We start from the raw sequence: 16,170 nt of genomic DNA, 5'->3' as shown, positions 1-16,170 counted from the left end.
CTTATAATTTTTCTTTTAGATATTTTCCTGTAACCGAATTTTTATTCTTCACAATATCTTCAGGCGTGCCTGCAGCGATTAATTGGCCACCGTGTTTTCCGCCTTCAGGACCTAAATCAATAATATAATCGGCACATTTTATTAAATCAATATTATGCTCAATGACTATGATAGAATGGCCTTTAGCAATTAAAGCTTGAAATGATTTGAGTAACTTTTTTATATCATGAAAATGAAGCCCAGTTGTAGGTTCATCAAAGATGAAAAGCGCATTATCGCTTTTACTTCCTTTGCCTAAAAACGTCGCCAGTTTTATACGCTGCGCTTCTCCACCAGAAAGGGTAGAAGAAGACTGTCCTAAAGTGACATAGCCTAAACCAACATCTTGTAGTGGTTGCAATTTACCTTTAATCTTGGTTTCCTTATGTGCTTCAAAGAAAGCGATAGCATCATCTATTGTAAGATTTAAAATGTCATCTATAGATTTGCCTTCAAACTTAACTTCTAGTACTTCTTTTTTAAAGCGTTTACCACCGCAGGTATCACAGGTTAAGTGCACATCGGCCATAAATTGCATTTCAATTGTAACTTCTCCTTCACCTTTACAGGTTTCACAGCGGCCACCATCGACGTTAAAACTAAAATGCTTGGCAGCGTAGTTTCTAATTTTACTTAATTTTTGAGAAGCAAATAATGCACGAATATCATCATAAGCTTTAATATAAGTCACTGGGTTAGAACGCGACGAACGCCCAATAGGATTCTGATCTACAAATTCTACATGCTGAATATTGCTGTAATTACCTTTGATTTCTGAAACCTGACCAATTTTATCACTAAATCCAGTGAGTTTCTTTTGAATGGCAGGAAATACTATTTTTTTAACTAAAGTGCTTTTTCCACTTCCAGAAACTCCTGTAATAACCGTTAGCATTTCTAATGGAAAATTAACCGTTACATTTTTTAAGTTATTTTCACGTGCACCAACAATTTCAATATTATATTTTGAAGTTCTTCGTTTTTTAGGTACTTCTATTTCTAATTGCCCATTTAGGTACTTTGCTGTTAAAGTATTGGCTTTTAATATTTCTTTAAAATCACCAACAGCGACCACTTCACCTCCAAGAGTTCCGGCTTCTGGACCAATGTCAATAATAGCATCTGCTGCTTTCATAATGTCTTCATCATGTTCTACAACGATAACTGTATTACCTAGATCTCGTAGAGATTTTAAGACGTTTATTAAACGTTCGGTATCTTTTGGATGCAAGCCAATACTTGGTTCATCTAAAATATACATAGAACCCACTAAGCTACTTCCTAAAGAAGTGGCTAGGTTTATACGTTGACTTTCACCGCCAGATAAGGTATTCGATTTGCGATTCAGGGTTAAATAACTTAAACCTACATTAGATAAAAACTCTAATCGGGTATTGATTTCTGTTAGAAGGCGTTTTGCGATTTTAGCATCACTTTCGCTTAGCTTTAAGTTTTTAAAAAAGACGGTGAGTTCGTCTATAGGTAAATCGACTAAATCAGTGATAGTTGCATTGTTAATTTTAACATAACTGGCTTCTACACGTAGGCGCTTACCTTTACAAACATTACATTTTGTTTTACCGCGATAACGCGATAACATCACGCGATTCTGAATTTTATAGGCTTTAGATTCTAATTCAGTAAAGAAATCATCTAAACCTTCAAAGTATTTATTGCCTTTCCAGATGAGTGCTTTGTGTTCGTCACTTAATTGAAAATAAGGCTTATGAATAGGAAAATCGAATTCATGCGAATTATTAACCAATTGATCTCTGTACCAGCTCATACTTTCACCTCTCCATGGAAAAATAGCATTTTCAAAAACGGATAAGGCTGTGTTTGGAATTACCAAATCGGCATCAATACCAATAACATCACCATAACCTTCACATTTAGGACAGGCTCCATAAGGATTGTTAAAGCTGAATAAATGTGCATTTGGTTCTAAAAAAGACATGCCATCAAGTTCAAACTTATTATTGAATACGGTTTGCTTTTTATCTGATAGGGATTCTATAATACAGGTACCTACACCTTCGTAAAAAGCCGTTCCTACAGCATCTGCTAATCGGTTTAAAAAGTCTTCATCATTTTTAAAGACAATTCTATCCACAACTAAAAATAAATCATCAGCTGAAGATATATTTTGTTTTAAGGCATCATCAATTCTAACAACATCGTCTTTTATTTTAATACGTGCGTAACCTTGTTGTTGTAAGGTTTGAAGTTTGTTTTCAATGGTTCTGCCTTCTTCTAATAAAATAGGAGATAAGAGTAATAATTTAGTCCCTTCTTCAAATTTAGAAATAAAAGTTATGACATCAGAAACGGTATGTTTTTTAACTTCTTCACCCGAAATAGGTGAGTAGGTCTTTCCTATTCTTGCAAATAATAATTTTAGATAATCGTAAATTTCTGTTGTTGTACCAACGGTTGATCTTGGATTTGTTGAGTTTACTTTTTGCTCAATAGCAATCGCAGGAGCAATTCCTTTAATGTAATCTACTTTGGGTTTGTTAAGTCGACCTAAGAACTGACGTGCATAACTGCTCAAGCTTTCTACATAGCGTCTTTGGCCTTCAGCATAAAGCGTATCGAATGCTAAGCTAGATTTTCCTGAACCAGATAAACCCGTTATAACGACCAATTTATTCCGAGGAATAACCACATCAATATTTTTAAGATTATGGAGTTTTGCTCCTTTAATAATAATATTTTCCTTTGGGCTAACGTCTAAAACAGTAGTATTCATAGGTTACTTTCGGTATGTAAGTTTGCAAAGATACTACAATAGCGAGTAAAGATTAAAATATGTGATATAATTCGCTAAGAGGGTTATAATCGTAAATGATAACATTCAATTATTACCGATTTAACAGTTGTTTTATCTATTAAAGGAACTTTTTATTCTATAAAATGTTAAAATTTAGTGCTATTTTTTGTTTATTCGGAATGATTGTTGTTATATTTGAAACCTATTCATCTTATAAAATCATCTGCGTATAGCATAATATTACTTTTAGAAAACAGCTAGAAACCCCAAACTTAGTTAGCAATGACTAAGGACTAAAGTAATTATTATGAACAAAGAACTTATCCAAGACGCGGAGTTGGTCAGCAACTACATTAATGGTCACGAAAATGCACTTTCAATTTTAATAGAGAGGCATAAGCAAAAAATTTACAGTTTTATTTACTCTAAAGTTTATGACAGAGCTATTACTGAAGATGTTTTTCAGGATACCTTTATTAAGGTTATTAAAAACTTAAAACGAGGTAAGTATAATGAGGAAGGTAAATTTTTACCTTGGGTTATGCGTATTGCTCATAATTTGGTAATTGATCATTTTAGAAAAAATAGTCGAATGCCAAAATTTGATAATGCAGGCGAGTTCAGTATCTTTTCAGTGCTAAGCGATTCTAGTTTAAATGCTGAGAAAGTGCTCATTAAAGACCAGGTAGAATCTGATGTAAGACGTATTATTGAAGAATTACCAGAAGATCAAAAACAAGTGCTTTTGATGCGTATGTATCAAGACATGAGTTTTAAGGAAATCTCTGAACGCACAGGTGTAAGTATAAATACAGCTTTGGGTAGAATGCGTTATGCGCTTATTAATATGCGAAAAGTGATTGAACAAAATAATATCATTTTAACTAATTAGTACTAAGTTAACTCTAAAATGAATCCTAATAGATTTGAATTGTTTTCTAATTAGGGTATTCAACATTTAGGTATAACGCTAAATTCGGTAAATGTTCTGTTCAATTGATTAAGGAAAAAGAAACAGGGTAATACGGTTCTTTTAGTGAAGATTTGATGATGATACGCAATAAAGTCCGTATAAGTTCGTTTTTGCTATATATAAACTCTTAAATTGTTAAAATGGCAAAAATTTACTCTCATGCTTCCCCAAAAAATAATAATTTAATACCAAAAGATGAAACGATAAGTTTTATTTTGAATTATTCAAAAGCTTTAAGTGTTATAGACTATAATAAACTGAAGTTTGAAGCACTTTTAAATTAAGTTTAAGAAAAAAATCCTGATGTAAAAGCATCAGGATTTTTTTGTAAAAAGTAACGCTTCATAATTTTGAGTTGTTAGATATTCTTCCTTTAGATCTTTTAAATACTCAATAGTTTTTTCTTTTAAAGGATGATGGTCTCTTAAGCAGTTTTTTATGTTTTCATCATATACTGTTAAAATAATATACCAATGTCCTGTTCTGCTAGTATAGTTATTTTCGAATAAGCGTGAGTTTCCATTACCTTCCCGCTTTGCATCAATTAAAACTAGAGGTAGATTTACTTTTTCATCGGTTCTTTCGGCTTCATAATATGATAAATAAAGTGTTTGATTTTCAAGTTGAAAAGGTACATTGTAACCGACATCCACATTATTTAATCTGTATTTTTTATTGATATAATTATAGAATTCTTCAGCATCTTTGGGGTCTTTAAAAATGAAAGCAGTTTCCCTAGGCATTTTACGCTGAAATTTTTTTGCTTGCATTATTTTATAATCTTGATTCTTGAATTTAGGAGCAACCTTATAAGGGATACAAGACGTTAAAATAATAAGGAATGCTAGAATAAGGATGTTTTTCATGTGTTGTTGGTTTTTTAATACGGCATCAAGAATTATACCGTCACTAACTTGTTTTCCATATCATTACGCATTTGAATCAATGTGTTTTACTTTTTCTTCTTTTTATAATAATCCTCTAAAACCGATTTCCGACCAATAGTTTTGGTGATAATATCTTTATCTAAATCCCAACCACGAGCAGGTGAATACTCTCTGCCATACCATATAATTTGAAGATGTAGGTCGTTCCAAAGTTCTTTTGGGAATATACGTTTCGCATCTTTTTCGGTTTGGACTACGTTTTTTCCATTAGTTAAATTCCAGCGGTACATTAAGCGATGAATATGTGTATCTACAGGAAAAGCCGGGATCCCAAAGGCTTGAGATAATACAACAGCCGCTGTTTTGTGGCCAACAGCTGGTAATGCTTCAAGTTCCTCGTAAGTTTTTGGGACTTTACCATCATGTTTATCAATGAGTATATGCGATAAACCGTGAATACCTTTACTCTTCATTGGAGATAAGCCAACTGGTTTTATGATGTCTCTAATCTCTTCAATGCTTAATTTAATCATGTCGTAAGGATTGTCGGCACGTTCAAACAACAGCGGTGTAATTTTATTGACGCGTACATCTGTACTTTGTGCGGACATTAATACGGCAATTAACAATGTATAAGGATCCTTGTGGTCTAGCGGCACCGGAATTTCAGGATATAATTTATACAGTGTATTTATAACGAAATTTACTTTTTCTTGTTTAGTCATTTTGTATTTTTACCTCATCAGAGATTGAATACAAATTTACGTAATTATGACACATTTAAAAGTAGGAGATAAGGCACCAAATTTTTCAGCAAAAGATGAACAAGGCAATACCATTTCATTATCAGATTATAAAGGTAAAAAGTTAGTGGTTTTCTTTTATCCAAAAGCAAGTACTCCGGGTTGTACCGCAGAAGCTTGTAATCTCAATGATAATTACGAGCGTTTTAGAGCACAAGGTTATGAAATTCTAGGAGTCAGTGCAGATAGTGCGAAAAGGCAATCTAATTTTAAAAATAAATATGCATTTCAATATCCATTATTAGCAGATGAAGATAAAGCTGTTATTGAGGCTTTCGGAGTTTGGGGACCAAAGAAATTTATGGGAAAAGAATATGACGGTATTCATAGAACAACATTTGTTATAGATGAAAATGGTGTTATTGAAACTATTATTTCAAAAGTAAAAACGAAGGCTCATGCAGAGCAGATCTTAGGAGAATAAGACAAAATAAGAGTAAAGAAAAGCGACCAATACACTACAAAATTTAGCATATTGGTCGCTTTTTTATATCCTATAATTTGATGTTATCTCTTTTGTATTACCTCTTCAGATTCACAACCAAATAAGCTCTTTTCTTTTATCAATTTAGAAACACCTTCTGGTAACATCGATTCCCAGCCTTCTTCATTTTCAGAAATCATCTTAAGTACTGTTCTTGAGAAAACATCTAGATTAGAAGCGTTATAATCAATAATATCAACCACTTTGCCATTGTATTTAAAGAACTTGTAAAGCTCTTTCATACGTGGATGTACTTTAAGATTTTCGCTAGTAGTTAAACTATCATCTTCATTTACCATAGGGTATAAATACACGCGTAAATCTTTGTAAAATAATTTACCAAAGGCTTCTAAAATTCCACCACTTAAATGACGGTAATATTTCTCGTCAAAGATATCTACGAGGTTATTGACACCCATGGCTAGTCCCATTCTGGCTTTAGAGTATTGAGAGAAGTATTCTACTAATTTATAGTATTCTTGGAAGTTTGAAATTAAAACGGTTTGTCCTAAAGAACACAAGAGTTTTGCGCGATCCATAAAATCTTGTTCGTCAATTTCACCTTCAGCTCTTAAGTTAGATAGTGTGATTTCAAAAATAACTTGCGTTTTTTCCTTATCAACTTTATTTTCTTTAATGAACATTTCGTAAGATCTCTCAAACATGTCCATATTAACTTTAGTTACAGGTCTAAAGCTACCTCTTAATGCTAAAATATTCTTTTTATAAAGGACACGTGCTGGTAAAACGTTGTTCCCATCTGGAGCAAACATTACAGCATCTGTCATACCGTTTTTAACCAGTTGTAAACTCATTAATCGGTTGTCAACATCTTTAAAAACAGGACCAGAGAAATTAATAGTATCAATTTCTAATTGGTCTTTATCTAAATGATCGTATAAGTAGCGAAGTAGTTTTCTTGGTTGGTTGTATTTGTAAAATGCACCATAAATTAAGTTAGTGCCTAATTTACCAAGTGTTTCTTGTTGTAAACGGGCGTCATTTTCTTTAAAACGAACGTGAATTATAATGTCATTATACTCTTGGTTTGGTCCTACTTGATATTTTATACCAACCCAACCATGCCCTTTGTATTGTTTTGCAAAATCAATAGTGGTCACTGTATTTGCATATGAGAAAAATATTTTATTTGGGTGTTTTTCTCTTGTAATGCGCTCTTCCATTAAATTCACTTCGTGATTTAACATTTTACGAAGTCTAGCTTCAGTAACATAGCGCTTATCATCTTCAATGCCGTAAATGGCATCACTAAAATCTTTATCGTAAGCAGACATGGCTTTTGCAATTGTGCCAGAAGCACCTCCTGCTCTAAAAAAATGTCGAACAGTTTCTTGCCCTGCACCAATTTCAGAAAATGTACCGTAAATGTCAGCGTTAAGATTAATACGTAGAGCTTTGTCTTTTAATGATGGAATATTTTCAAAATCTGAGTCGCCTGTATACGTTATGTCATCCATAGATATTGGGTTTGCATCGTTTAAGCAAAGGTACTGTTTTACTATTGCAAACAAAAAAATAAGTTTATTTTTGTCATGACACTTCTAAATTGAAAATATATTAATTGTATTGCTTGTTTTTTTTCGTTTTTATGATATTTAAATAAAAAAAGAACTTTTTTTTGAGAGTATTGCAATTTGGAGGTCTATCCTTAAATTAAAGAATTTTGAAAATTACATTTTTAGGAACAGGTACATCGCAAGGCATTCCAATTATTGGTAGTGATCACCCTGTATGTTTAAGCGAAAATCCTAAAGATAAACGCTTACGTGTTTCGGTTTTAGTAGAGTGGGACAATTATACTTTTGTGATAGATTGCGGCCCCGATTTTAGACAGCAAATGCTCAGAGCTAATGTCTCACGAATTGATGGGATTATTTTTACTCACGAACATGCTGATCATACGATGGGATTAGATGATATTCGTCCGTTTTTTTTCAGACAAGGCGATATTCCGTTGTATGCACACCAACGTGTTTTTAAAGCATTAGAAAAACGTTTTGATTATATTTTTACAACTGAAAACAAATATCCAGGAGTTCCGTCGGTTATTAAAAATGAAGTAAAGAACGAACCTTTTTCTGCAGGTAACCTTAAGGTGATTCCGATTGATGGTTTACATTATAAGCTTCAGGTTTTTGGTTATAGATTTCATAATTTTGCGTATTTAACAGATATGAAAACGATTGCTGATGCTGAAATTGAAAAACTTCAAAATTTAGATGTTTTGGTGGTCAATGCGTTGCGAATAAAACCCCATTTGGCGCATTTCAACTTAGAAGAGGCCTTAGATTTTATTGCGCGTGTAAATCCTAAACGTGCTTATTTAACACATGTTAGTCATCTTTTAGGGTTTCATGATGATGTACAACAAATGCTGCCAGAAAACGTTTTTTTAGCTTACGATAACTTACAAATTACTATTTAGATATGAAGAATAAAATTTTAATGTATTTATTTGTTTTTTCAGTACTATTAATTGTTTTTCAATACGTGAATTCAAAAAATATTATTGATAAGTACGAAGAAGACATCGTTAAACTAAAAGCTAAGGTTGCTGAAAAGGATAAAACTATAAAAACATTAGAAGAACAAAATTTTGATCTGAGTTATTTTAGTATTGATAGAAATGAAGATGCATTAAGCTATTTTGAAGCCTTTGGTTATGATACAGAGCAGTTGATTCCTGCTATTATTGAAGGGTTATACAATATGAATGACTATGAAGGTGAAGATCATCCTATAGTCCCTTACGTATCCACAACAGATTCTAAATTATTAATCAATAAGGTTAGAGTTATGAATCACAAATGGATTGTCGCAAATTTTACAGATGGAGACCTTTGGGGTGAAATATTTGTAACGTATTCTATTGACGAAAATAATGATCTTAAATACAAGTTAGTAGACTACTTTTTATATCCTAAACTTAATTAGATATACGTTTCTAACCAAGTTTTTAAATCATAAAAATTCTGAGGTGCTACTCCATGTCCTACAGGGTATTCGGAATAGGTGTAATTAATATTTAAAGCTTTTAGAAATACAGCTGCTTTTTGAGCCCAATCTACAGGGATTACTTGGTCTGCGGTACCATGAGAACAGAAGAAATTTAGATGCGCCACAGCATTTTTGTCTATAGATTCTGGTATAATATCTTCATTGATATAACCACTTAAGGCTATAATGTTTTTAACTTTTTTAGGATAAGTCAATGCTACAGCATAACTCAAAATAGTACCTTGACTAAAACCTAAAAGCGTTACATTTTTTGAGTCTACATTATATGTGGAGCAAGCATAATCTATAAATTCGGCGATTTTATCCACTGACTCTTTAGCTTGTTCATTATCACTCCATTTACCTTTATCTGCATCAAAATTAATGGCGTACCAAGCGTTTCCGTAGGGTTGCATGGCATAAGGAGCTCTCAATGAAATAATCATTAATTCTTCTGGCAATTCTGAAGCGAATGAAAACAAATCATTTTCATCACTGCCATAACCATGACACATTATAAGTAAAGGAGCATTTTCTTTTAATGAAGAAGGTCTAGTAATGTAGTGTAATTTCGACATAATTATTGCCCTATAGTTTTAAATGTTTTTTGAAAAAAATCACCAAGTAATGGTATTTTGTTTTGTTTGCCTGTTATGGCCCCATAAATGCCATAGAGATATAATACTGAAAAGAAAATCCAAAAGGACATACTAATCATCATACTGTTTAAACTGCTGATAATATATGCCATTAGGATGTAACTAATACCTAATCCTAAACCTTGTCTAATATGAAAAGCTGTAAATGGATTACGTTTATCTTGGTTTACAAAAAATGCGACTAAAGTACCTAATAAGGTTAAGTAAGCTATTAAACCTAAAGTTTTACCTTCGTTTATTGTGTTTTGATTCATTATTTTAAAACAATTTTATTGTTGGCAATAACACCATAAGTTTCACCTTTAAGTTGCGAACCTAAAAAAGCACTATTTTTAGATCGCGATGAAATATGAGAGCTGTTGAATTCGTATGTTGTTTCAGGGTTAAATAACGTTAAATCGGCAATTTCTCCTTCATTTATTGAAGTTTCAGAAACTCCAAATCTAGATTTACCTTGTGTTAAAAGGCTTATCGATTTTTTAGTTGTAAAGAGATTTTGCAAGGCTCCAAAAGCAGATTCTAAACCAATCGTACCATATTTGGCATAATCGAATTCAATCTTCTTATGTTCAATGTCAATAGGGTTATGGTCTGTGGTTACCATATCAATTGTGCCGTCTTTTAGGCCTTCAATTAAAGCATCACAATCCGATTGTGTTCTCAGTGGAGGAAGGACTTTAAAATGCGTATCAAAGTCGTGCAAAACAGCATCCGTAAACACTAAATTATGAATAGCAACACTACAGGTGACATTCATTTTTTTCGCTTTTGCAGCTCTAATCAATTCAACAGATTTTGCCGTCGATATTGTTGGTATATGAAGTTTACCTTCAGTATACTCTAATAAGAATAAATCTCGAGCGACTTGTAACTCTTCAGCTAAAGCCGGATTCCCTTTTAAACCTAATTTTGTACTATTTATGTGTTCATTTACAACACCTAAACCAGAGATTTTAGATTCTTGAGGAAAAGAACAGATTAAGCCATCAAAATTACTTGCGTATTGTAACGCAATTTTCATGAGATTAGGATTCGATATTGGTTTTTGATAGTCGTAAAAAGCAACCGCTCCTGCATTGGTCATATCAAACAACTCGGCCAAATCTTCACCTTTACTCATTTGCGTTAATGCCCCAATAGGGTAAAGGCTAACTGCATTGTTATTTGCTTTAGATTTTACAAAGGTAATATCGGCATAACTGTCAATTACAGGATGAGAATTAGCATTTAGGGCTACAGCGGTAAAACCAGAATTTGCAGCTGTTTTTAGGCCATTAATTATGGTTTCCCGATCTTCATAACCCGGCTCTCCAAAAGACACGCTGCTATCAAACCAACCTTGAGAAATATGCAAATTATCGCGTTTAATTTCTTGGTAATTATTTGAATTGGTAATGCGTTTAGAGATCTTAGAAATACGACCTTTTTCAATTAAAATATCAACCGTTTCATTGTGAAAATCACTTTTAGAATCAACGATGGTTGCAGATTTTATGAGTGCGTTCATTTAAGATATTTTAGTAGTAACATTTCTACTATTAAAAATGCTAGTGCAAAAATAACAAACCATTTCCATAGCGCATTAACATTTGTGTTACTTTTTATCGTATTGATCGTTGTTGCTAAGCTAGAGTCTACAGTAGCATTATTTAAAGTGCTTAAATCGTAATAGCTAAGCTGACTTTCAGCTCTATTATAATTAAAACTTAAATTTTGAAGGCTATTCTTTTTATTCATAACTTTTAAAATACCAGCCGTATAAGGATAATCTTCGGTTTCTAAAATCACAGATTTGCTATACGTTTTTTGAAGAGGAATAACCGATGTTTCATCAGAAACCAAAGTTAAAATATCATCTTGTCCTATAGATGTTTCAATGGCAATCGTATTGGGTTGTCCAATCGTGTAATATAATTTAGAAAGTTTTAAACTTTGTAATCCCATATTATAGAAGACCGGAATTATTAATTGCGAATTTTTAAAATTTGAATTTTCTGAATTTAATGCCGATGAAAATGCATAAGTATTGGTATTTCCTACTAAGAATGGTGAACCATCTTCATAGGATAAAACGGCATTAGAATTTGAAGAAAAAGGATACGATTGTTTAATCTTAGGATATTGAAAGTTAGTGACTTTAGAATAAAAAGCATTAGCTAAAAGCGGATGCTCATAATTAATACTAGTGATTTGTTTTTTATTTGTATTCGGATTCCCAAAATGATCTATGTTTAAATCTTTAAATACTTGATTATAAGAATCTAAGTTGATTTGGTTTGAAGGGATAATTAATATCTTTCCTCCATCTTTATTAAAAGCGATTAGAGCTGTTTTTAATGCATTTGAAATGTCATCCAGTTCGTTTAAAATGATAAGATTTTGCTCTGGAATTAAATTGAAATTCAGCGCATTTATTTTGAAGCTCTTATAATCGAATTCATCGTGAGTATAAATTCGCTTTAAAAAAGAATCGTCAGCATCTTCATTTATAGCTAATACTTTAATTTTTGGTTTAGAATTCATATTAAAATAAAATGAATTATCGTATTGTAAACCTGCATCATCAATCATTAATTTGCCGTTAATTATTTTATTATTGGCAATGGTAAATGTTGTTTCTGCATCCTTGTCAATCGCCACGGCACTTTTGGTGAGTAATATTTCGTCATTAAATAAGGAAATAGACAAATTATCAATAGGTTCTGCAGCGTTAGATAATTTTACGTTTAGGTCTATTGTTTCGGCAGTTGAATTCGTAATATAAACGCTATCAATGCTTATATTTGAAACTAGTGTTGATTTTGGTTGAACTAATTTAAGTTGAATCGTGCTATCAGCATCAAAACGTAATGGGTGCCCTTTTTGTTGAAAATCTGAAACTAAAATTAAGTTTTGAGTTGCTGTGATTTTATTTGAAAAGAGTTGTTTGCCTTTTAAATAAACAGCATCATAATTGAGTTGTGTGGGAGAATAAGTTAATTGTATTAAATCGTTTTTTAAAGCTTTAACCGTTGTATTTCTAAAAGTTGCGTTATTAGTGAATAAGGTAAAGGATTCATCTTCAGGTAAGGTATTGATAATATCCTGAATGGCTTCATTTAACAAGGTGCCATTACGACCATTGGCTTGCATGCTAAAAGAGTTGTCTAAGTATATAACCGTTTCTTGAACTTCATTAAAGTCTTCAGTATTTGGAATAAAAGGTTGAGCAAAAGCAATGATGACACAAGCTAAAAGTAGCATTCGCGTTAGTAAGGTTATCCATTTTTTTAGCTGAGAACTTTTACGCGTTTGGAGCTTTACCGATTTTAAAAACTTAACGTTAGTAAATTCAACCTTCTGAAAACGTCGTAGTTGAAATAAATGTATCAGAATAGGAACAACCAGCAAAAATAAGGCGTAAAGTAATTCTGGGTTTTTGAACTGCATGCGTTGTTATTATGGTTTTTTAAGAGACCTGTCAAATTTCAAAAACAGATAGGCCTTAATGATTCAAATATATATAATCATACGCTATTACCTCGTTTGGCTTTTGAGAATTTTAACAGAAAAAGAAATAATCGATCATGGCTTTCATGTTTTTGGTTTGAAAATAACGTTTAATTTCTTTTTGAGCTTCAGAATTGGCTACAGTTACAATACTTTGTGGTTGCTTAAGCGCAGTTAGATAATCAAAATTATAGAGTTCTTGGTCGTAAATGTGTTTTCCGATTTTCTTCGGGTTATCGCAAATCCAATAGAACGGAATATTTTCTTTTAAAAGGATTTTAGCTAATGTTTTGCCTTTTGTACCTGCACCCCAAATTGCTAATGGTCTAGTTGCATCATAATTCAACTCTAAAAAATAATGAACTTTCAGGTCTAGAAATGAATTCTCAGCATAGTGTTTGTGTGTTCTAGAGGTTCTAGTACTATAATCGCGCCAATGAAGTAAAACGTCAGAGCAGGGAATACAAGTGTAATTCGCTTTATAAAACCGGAATGCTAAATCGTAATCTTCAGGATAAGTTTCGGAATTAAAGGCACCGCAGGCATCAAAATCATCGCGATGTAGCATCCAACATGGAGATGGAATAACACATTCTTTATAAATTTCAGAATAGTTTTTACCTTCTATTGTTAACGAATTTAGCCAACGTTCGTAGCGCGCAAAGCCATCACTAAGTCCATCTACTCTAAAATAGTTCACCTGCCCAACGGCGAGATGTTTTTTGCCCTGTTTTAGAAGCTTGTTGGTCATAACTTCAAGCCTGTTTGGAGTCATTAGGTCATCACTATCCATTCTAGTAATATATACTCCTGAACTATAGCTATAAGCCGTTCTTAGTGCTTCAATAATTCCGCTGCCTTTGTTTTTATAAAGTTTTATTCTAGAATCAATCTGAGCTTGGTTTTCAACAATCTGGAAAGAATTATCATTAGAATTATCATCAATAAAAATAGCTTCCCAATTGGAATAGGTTTGTTTTATTATTGACGTAATGCATTCCAATATAAATACTTCTGTGTTTTTAAACGGAATAACGATGCTAACTAAGGGCTGTGACATACCGCGAATTTAACAAAACCTTTAGGTTTTTAATAGTAACAGATTGTAGATTTGTGCGACTTGTAAAAAAATAAATACAAAAACATGAAGAATTATTTTGCCATTCTTGGCTTAAGTATCGTTTTGGTTGGTTGCGGAACTGCAAAGCAAAACGTTGTTGATTTAGCTATAAACAATCCTATTGAAACAGCATTAGATCTAACGGCTGTTAATAATGATAGGGTGCCTGTAACCATAAATCCAGGTCGTTTTACTACTGAAACTGTAACTTATAGGTTGCCAAGAGTTGTTCCAGGAACTTATTCTGTTAGTGATTTTGGGAAGTATATTGATGATTTTAAAGCTATCGATTACAAGGGTAATGAATTAACTGTAACTAAAGTTGATGACAATACATGGACGATTGCTGATGCAACTAAATTAGATAAACTTCAGTATTATGTTAACGATACTTTTGATGTTGAAATAACTGGTGGTATTGGAGGCGAGGAGCCTTTTTCTCCAGCAGGAACAAATATAGAAGAAGATAACTTTGTATTAAATCTTCATGGGTTTATAGGGTATTTTGATTCTTTAAAGAATTCGCAATACGCGGTGGATGTTACAGCTCCAGCTGATTTTGTTAGAGCCTCTGCTTTAGAAGATAAAGGAACCACAACTAGTGCAGATGGTAAATCTGTTACAACCCGTTATTTTGGACAGCGTTATTTTGATATTACAGATAACCCAATGATGTATGGGAGATTGGATGTTGAAGAATTTATGGTTGGAGATATTGAGATTGTGTTAAGTCTTTATTCTCCTACTAATAAGCATACTGCCGCGAGTTTAAAAGAGACCATAGTTAAAATGATGCAGGCACAAAAAGCATATTTAGGTGATATAAACAGTACACCTCGTTATGATATTTATTTGTACTTATCAAGAGGAGGGGATCATGACCCTAAAGGCTTTGGAGCATTAGAACACCATACATCTACTGTTGCCGTTTTTAAAGAAAGTGAAAGTGCTGAGAGTCTTAAAGTCTCATTGGTAGATGTTATAGCACATGAGTTTTTTCATATTGTAACTCCATTATCTGTGCATTCTGAGGATGTACATTATTTTGATTACAATAAACCAACCTTTTCTAAGCATTTATGGATGTACGAAGGTGTGACAGAGTATTTTGCTCAACACTTTCAAGTTTATGAAGGCTTAATTGAAAATAACGAGTTTTATAATACGATTTATTCTAAAATCAATATTTCTAAGCGATGGGATGATGCTATGAGTTTTACTATTATGAGTGAAAATGTATTAGAAGATCCATATGCCGATAACTACTATAATGTTTACATGAAAGGTGCGTTAATCGGGATGTGTATTGATATTTTAATGAGAAAAGAAAGTGATGGTCAAAGAAGTATGTTATCTTTAATGAAAGAACTATCTACAAAATACGGCAAAAATAAACCGTTTGAGGATGATAAATTAATAGCAGAAATTACGGCTATGACCTATCCTAGTGTGGGTGAGTTTTTAAAAACCCATGTTGAAGGAGATGTACCAATTAATTACTATGAGTATTTAAAATTAGTAGGTTTAACTTTAGGTGAAACACAGGTTGAAACTAATTATATTTTTGCAGGTGGACAAAATATTATTTTTGAAGCTGACCAGCTAAAAGGGGAGATTTTCTTTTCACCAATGGCATTGAATAATTCGTTTTGGAAAGGACAAGGTATTGTAGCTGGTGATGTGATTAAGAAAGTTAATGGTAAAGAATTAACATTGATTAATGCTAATGACGTTATTTTAAGTATGTTTGAATGGAAAGAAGGACAAGAAATCACTGTAGATTTAGAGCGTGATGGAAAACCTATTGTAATAAAAACAACGTTAACTAAAGCTTATGCGCCAGCGGAATCTATAGTTGAAGATGAAAATGCCACCACAGAACAACAAGCGTTAAGATCAGCTTGGTTAAAAGGATAAAGCATATT

Annotated in this window: 15 protein-coding genes; 6 read left to right on the top strand and 9 right to left on the bottom strand. The window is 32.5% G+C overall.

Going from position 1 to position 16,170, the window contains the following annotated elements; genetic code table 11:
* Position 1 precedes the first annotated feature (1 nt).
* Positions 2 to 2,791 carry an excinuclease ABC subunit UvrA gene (gene uvrA / locus ACXGSQ_RS14520; RefSeq protein ID WP_458626870.1) on the bottom strand — a complete coding sequence of 930 codons (2,790 nt, stop codon included), beginning with the start codon at positions 2,789 to 2,791 and terminating at the stop codon, positions 2 to 4.
* 328 nt (positions 2,792 to 3,119) lie between these two features.
* Between uvrA and ACXGSQ_RS14515 the strand changes: the two genes are divergently transcribed.
* Entirely contained in the window at positions 3,120 to 3,704 is a 585-nt protein-coding gene (locus ACXGSQ_RS14515) for an RNA polymerase sigma factor (protein WP_458626869.1), read from the top strand.
* Between the two features lie 221 nt (positions 3,705 to 3,925).
* On the top strand, positions 3,926 to 4,069 hold the full coding sequence (locus tag ACXGSQ_RS14510; protein WP_458626868.1) for a hypothetical protein: 144 nt from the start codon (positions 3,926 to 3,928) through the stop codon (positions 4,067 to 4,069).
* A 30-nt stretch (positions 4,070 to 4,099) separates the two neighbouring features.
* Here ACXGSQ_RS14510 and ACXGSQ_RS14505 read toward each other — a convergent pair whose 3' ends face one another.
* Together ACXGSQ_RS14505 and ACXGSQ_RS14500 are read right to left on the bottom strand one after the other, a co-directional pair.
* The gene (locus tag ACXGSQ_RS14505; RefSeq protein ID WP_458626867.1) at positions 4,100 to 4,651 is read right to left on the bottom strand and encodes a hypothetical protein; all 552 of its coding nucleotides are present in this window, start codon (positions 4,649 to 4,651) and stop codon (positions 4,100 to 4,102) included.
* 86 nt (positions 4,652 to 4,737) lie between these two features.
* The gene (locus ACXGSQ_RS14500) at positions 4,738 to 5,397 is read right to left on the bottom strand and encodes an endonuclease III domain-containing protein (RefSeq protein WP_458626866.1); all 660 of its coding nucleotides are present in this window, start codon (positions 5,395 to 5,397) and stop codon (positions 4,738 to 4,740) included.
* A gap of 46 nt (positions 5,398 to 5,443) precedes the next feature.
* Here ACXGSQ_RS14500 and bcp point away from each other — a divergent pair, with 46 nt between their 5' ends.
* Complete coding sequence (gene bcp, locus ACXGSQ_RS14495) at positions 5,444 to 5,899, top strand: thioredoxin-dependent thiol peroxidase (RefSeq protein ID WP_458626865.1); 456 nt, start codon at positions 5,444 to 5,446, stop codon at positions 5,897 to 5,899.
* 83 nt (positions 5,900 to 5,982) lie between these two features.
* Here bcp and ACXGSQ_RS14490 read toward each other — a convergent pair whose 3' ends face one another.
* A complete protein-coding gene (locus tag ACXGSQ_RS14490; protein ID WP_458626864.1) occupies positions 5,983 to 7,437 on the bottom strand; it encodes a TonB-dependent receptor in 1,455 nt (484 codons plus the stop codon).
* Between the two features lie 206 nt (positions 7,438 to 7,643).
* Between ACXGSQ_RS14490 and ACXGSQ_RS14485 the strand changes: the two genes are divergently transcribed.
* A complete protein-coding gene (locus tag ACXGSQ_RS14485) occupies positions 7,644 to 8,405 on the top strand; it encodes an MBL fold metallo-hydrolase (protein ID WP_458626863.1) in 762 nt (253 codons plus the stop codon).
* Between the two features lie 2 nt (positions 8,406 to 8,407).
* The gene (locus ACXGSQ_RS14480; RefSeq protein WP_458626862.1) at positions 8,408 to 8,914 is read left to right on the top strand and encodes a hydrolase; all 507 of its coding nucleotides are present in this window, start codon (positions 8,408 to 8,410) and stop codon (positions 8,912 to 8,914) included.
* Here the strand turns inward: ACXGSQ_RS14480 and ACXGSQ_RS14475 are convergent.
* The 5 genes from ACXGSQ_RS14475 to ACXGSQ_RS14455 all read right to left on the bottom strand — a co-directional run bounded on the left by ACXGSQ_RS14475 (position 8,911) and on the right by ACXGSQ_RS14455 (position 14,185).
* Positions 8,911 to 9,555 (bottom strand): alpha/beta hydrolase, encoded by a 645-nt coding sequence (locus tag ACXGSQ_RS14475; protein ID WP_458626861.1) that lies wholly within the window; start codon positions 9,553 to 9,555, stop codon positions 8,911 to 8,913. The genes ACXGSQ_RS14480 and ACXGSQ_RS14475 overlap by 4 nt on opposite strands.
* A 2-nt stretch (positions 9,556 to 9,557) precedes the next feature.
* Positions 9,558 to 9,890, bottom strand: a complete 333-nt coding sequence (locus ACXGSQ_RS14470; RefSeq protein WP_458626860.1) for a hypothetical protein — start codon at positions 9,888 to 9,890, stop codon at positions 9,558 to 9,560.
* Positions 9,890 to 11,143 (bottom strand): dihydroorotase, encoded by a 1,254-nt coding sequence (locus tag ACXGSQ_RS14465; protein WP_458626859.1) that lies wholly within the window; start codon positions 11,141 to 11,143, stop codon positions 9,890 to 9,892. The genes ACXGSQ_RS14470 and ACXGSQ_RS14465 overlap by 1 nt, the downstream gene beginning before the upstream one ends.
* Positions 11,140 to 13,065, bottom strand: a complete 1,926-nt coding sequence (locus ACXGSQ_RS14460) for a BatA domain-containing protein (RefSeq protein WP_458626858.1) — start codon at positions 13,063 to 13,065, stop codon at positions 11,140 to 11,142. Before ACXGSQ_RS14460 ends, ACXGSQ_RS14465 begins: the two co-directional genes overlap by 4 nt.
* A gap of 112 nt (positions 13,066 to 13,177) precedes the next feature.
* The gene (locus ACXGSQ_RS14455) at positions 13,178 to 14,185 is read right to left on the bottom strand and encodes a glycosyltransferase family 2 protein (RefSeq protein ID WP_458626857.1); all 1,008 of its coding nucleotides are present in this window, start codon (positions 14,183 to 14,185) and stop codon (positions 13,178 to 13,180) included.
* A gap of 84 nt (positions 14,186 to 14,269) precedes the next feature.
* On the opposite strand from ACXGSQ_RS14455, the gene ACXGSQ_RS14450 reads away from it, so the two are divergent.
* Positions 14,270 to 16,162 carry a M61 family metallopeptidase gene (locus ACXGSQ_RS14450; RefSeq protein ID WP_458626856.1) on the top strand — a complete coding sequence of 631 codons (1,893 nt, stop codon included), beginning with the start codon at positions 14,270 to 14,272 and terminating at the stop codon, positions 16,160 to 16,162.
* Positions 16,163 to 16,170 lie beyond the last annotated feature (8 nt).

This window comes from Winogradskyella sp. PC D3.3 (assembly GCF_054366245.1).
Note: the sequence above shows the minus strand (reverse complement) of the source record. Positions and strands in the feature narration are given on the sequence as shown.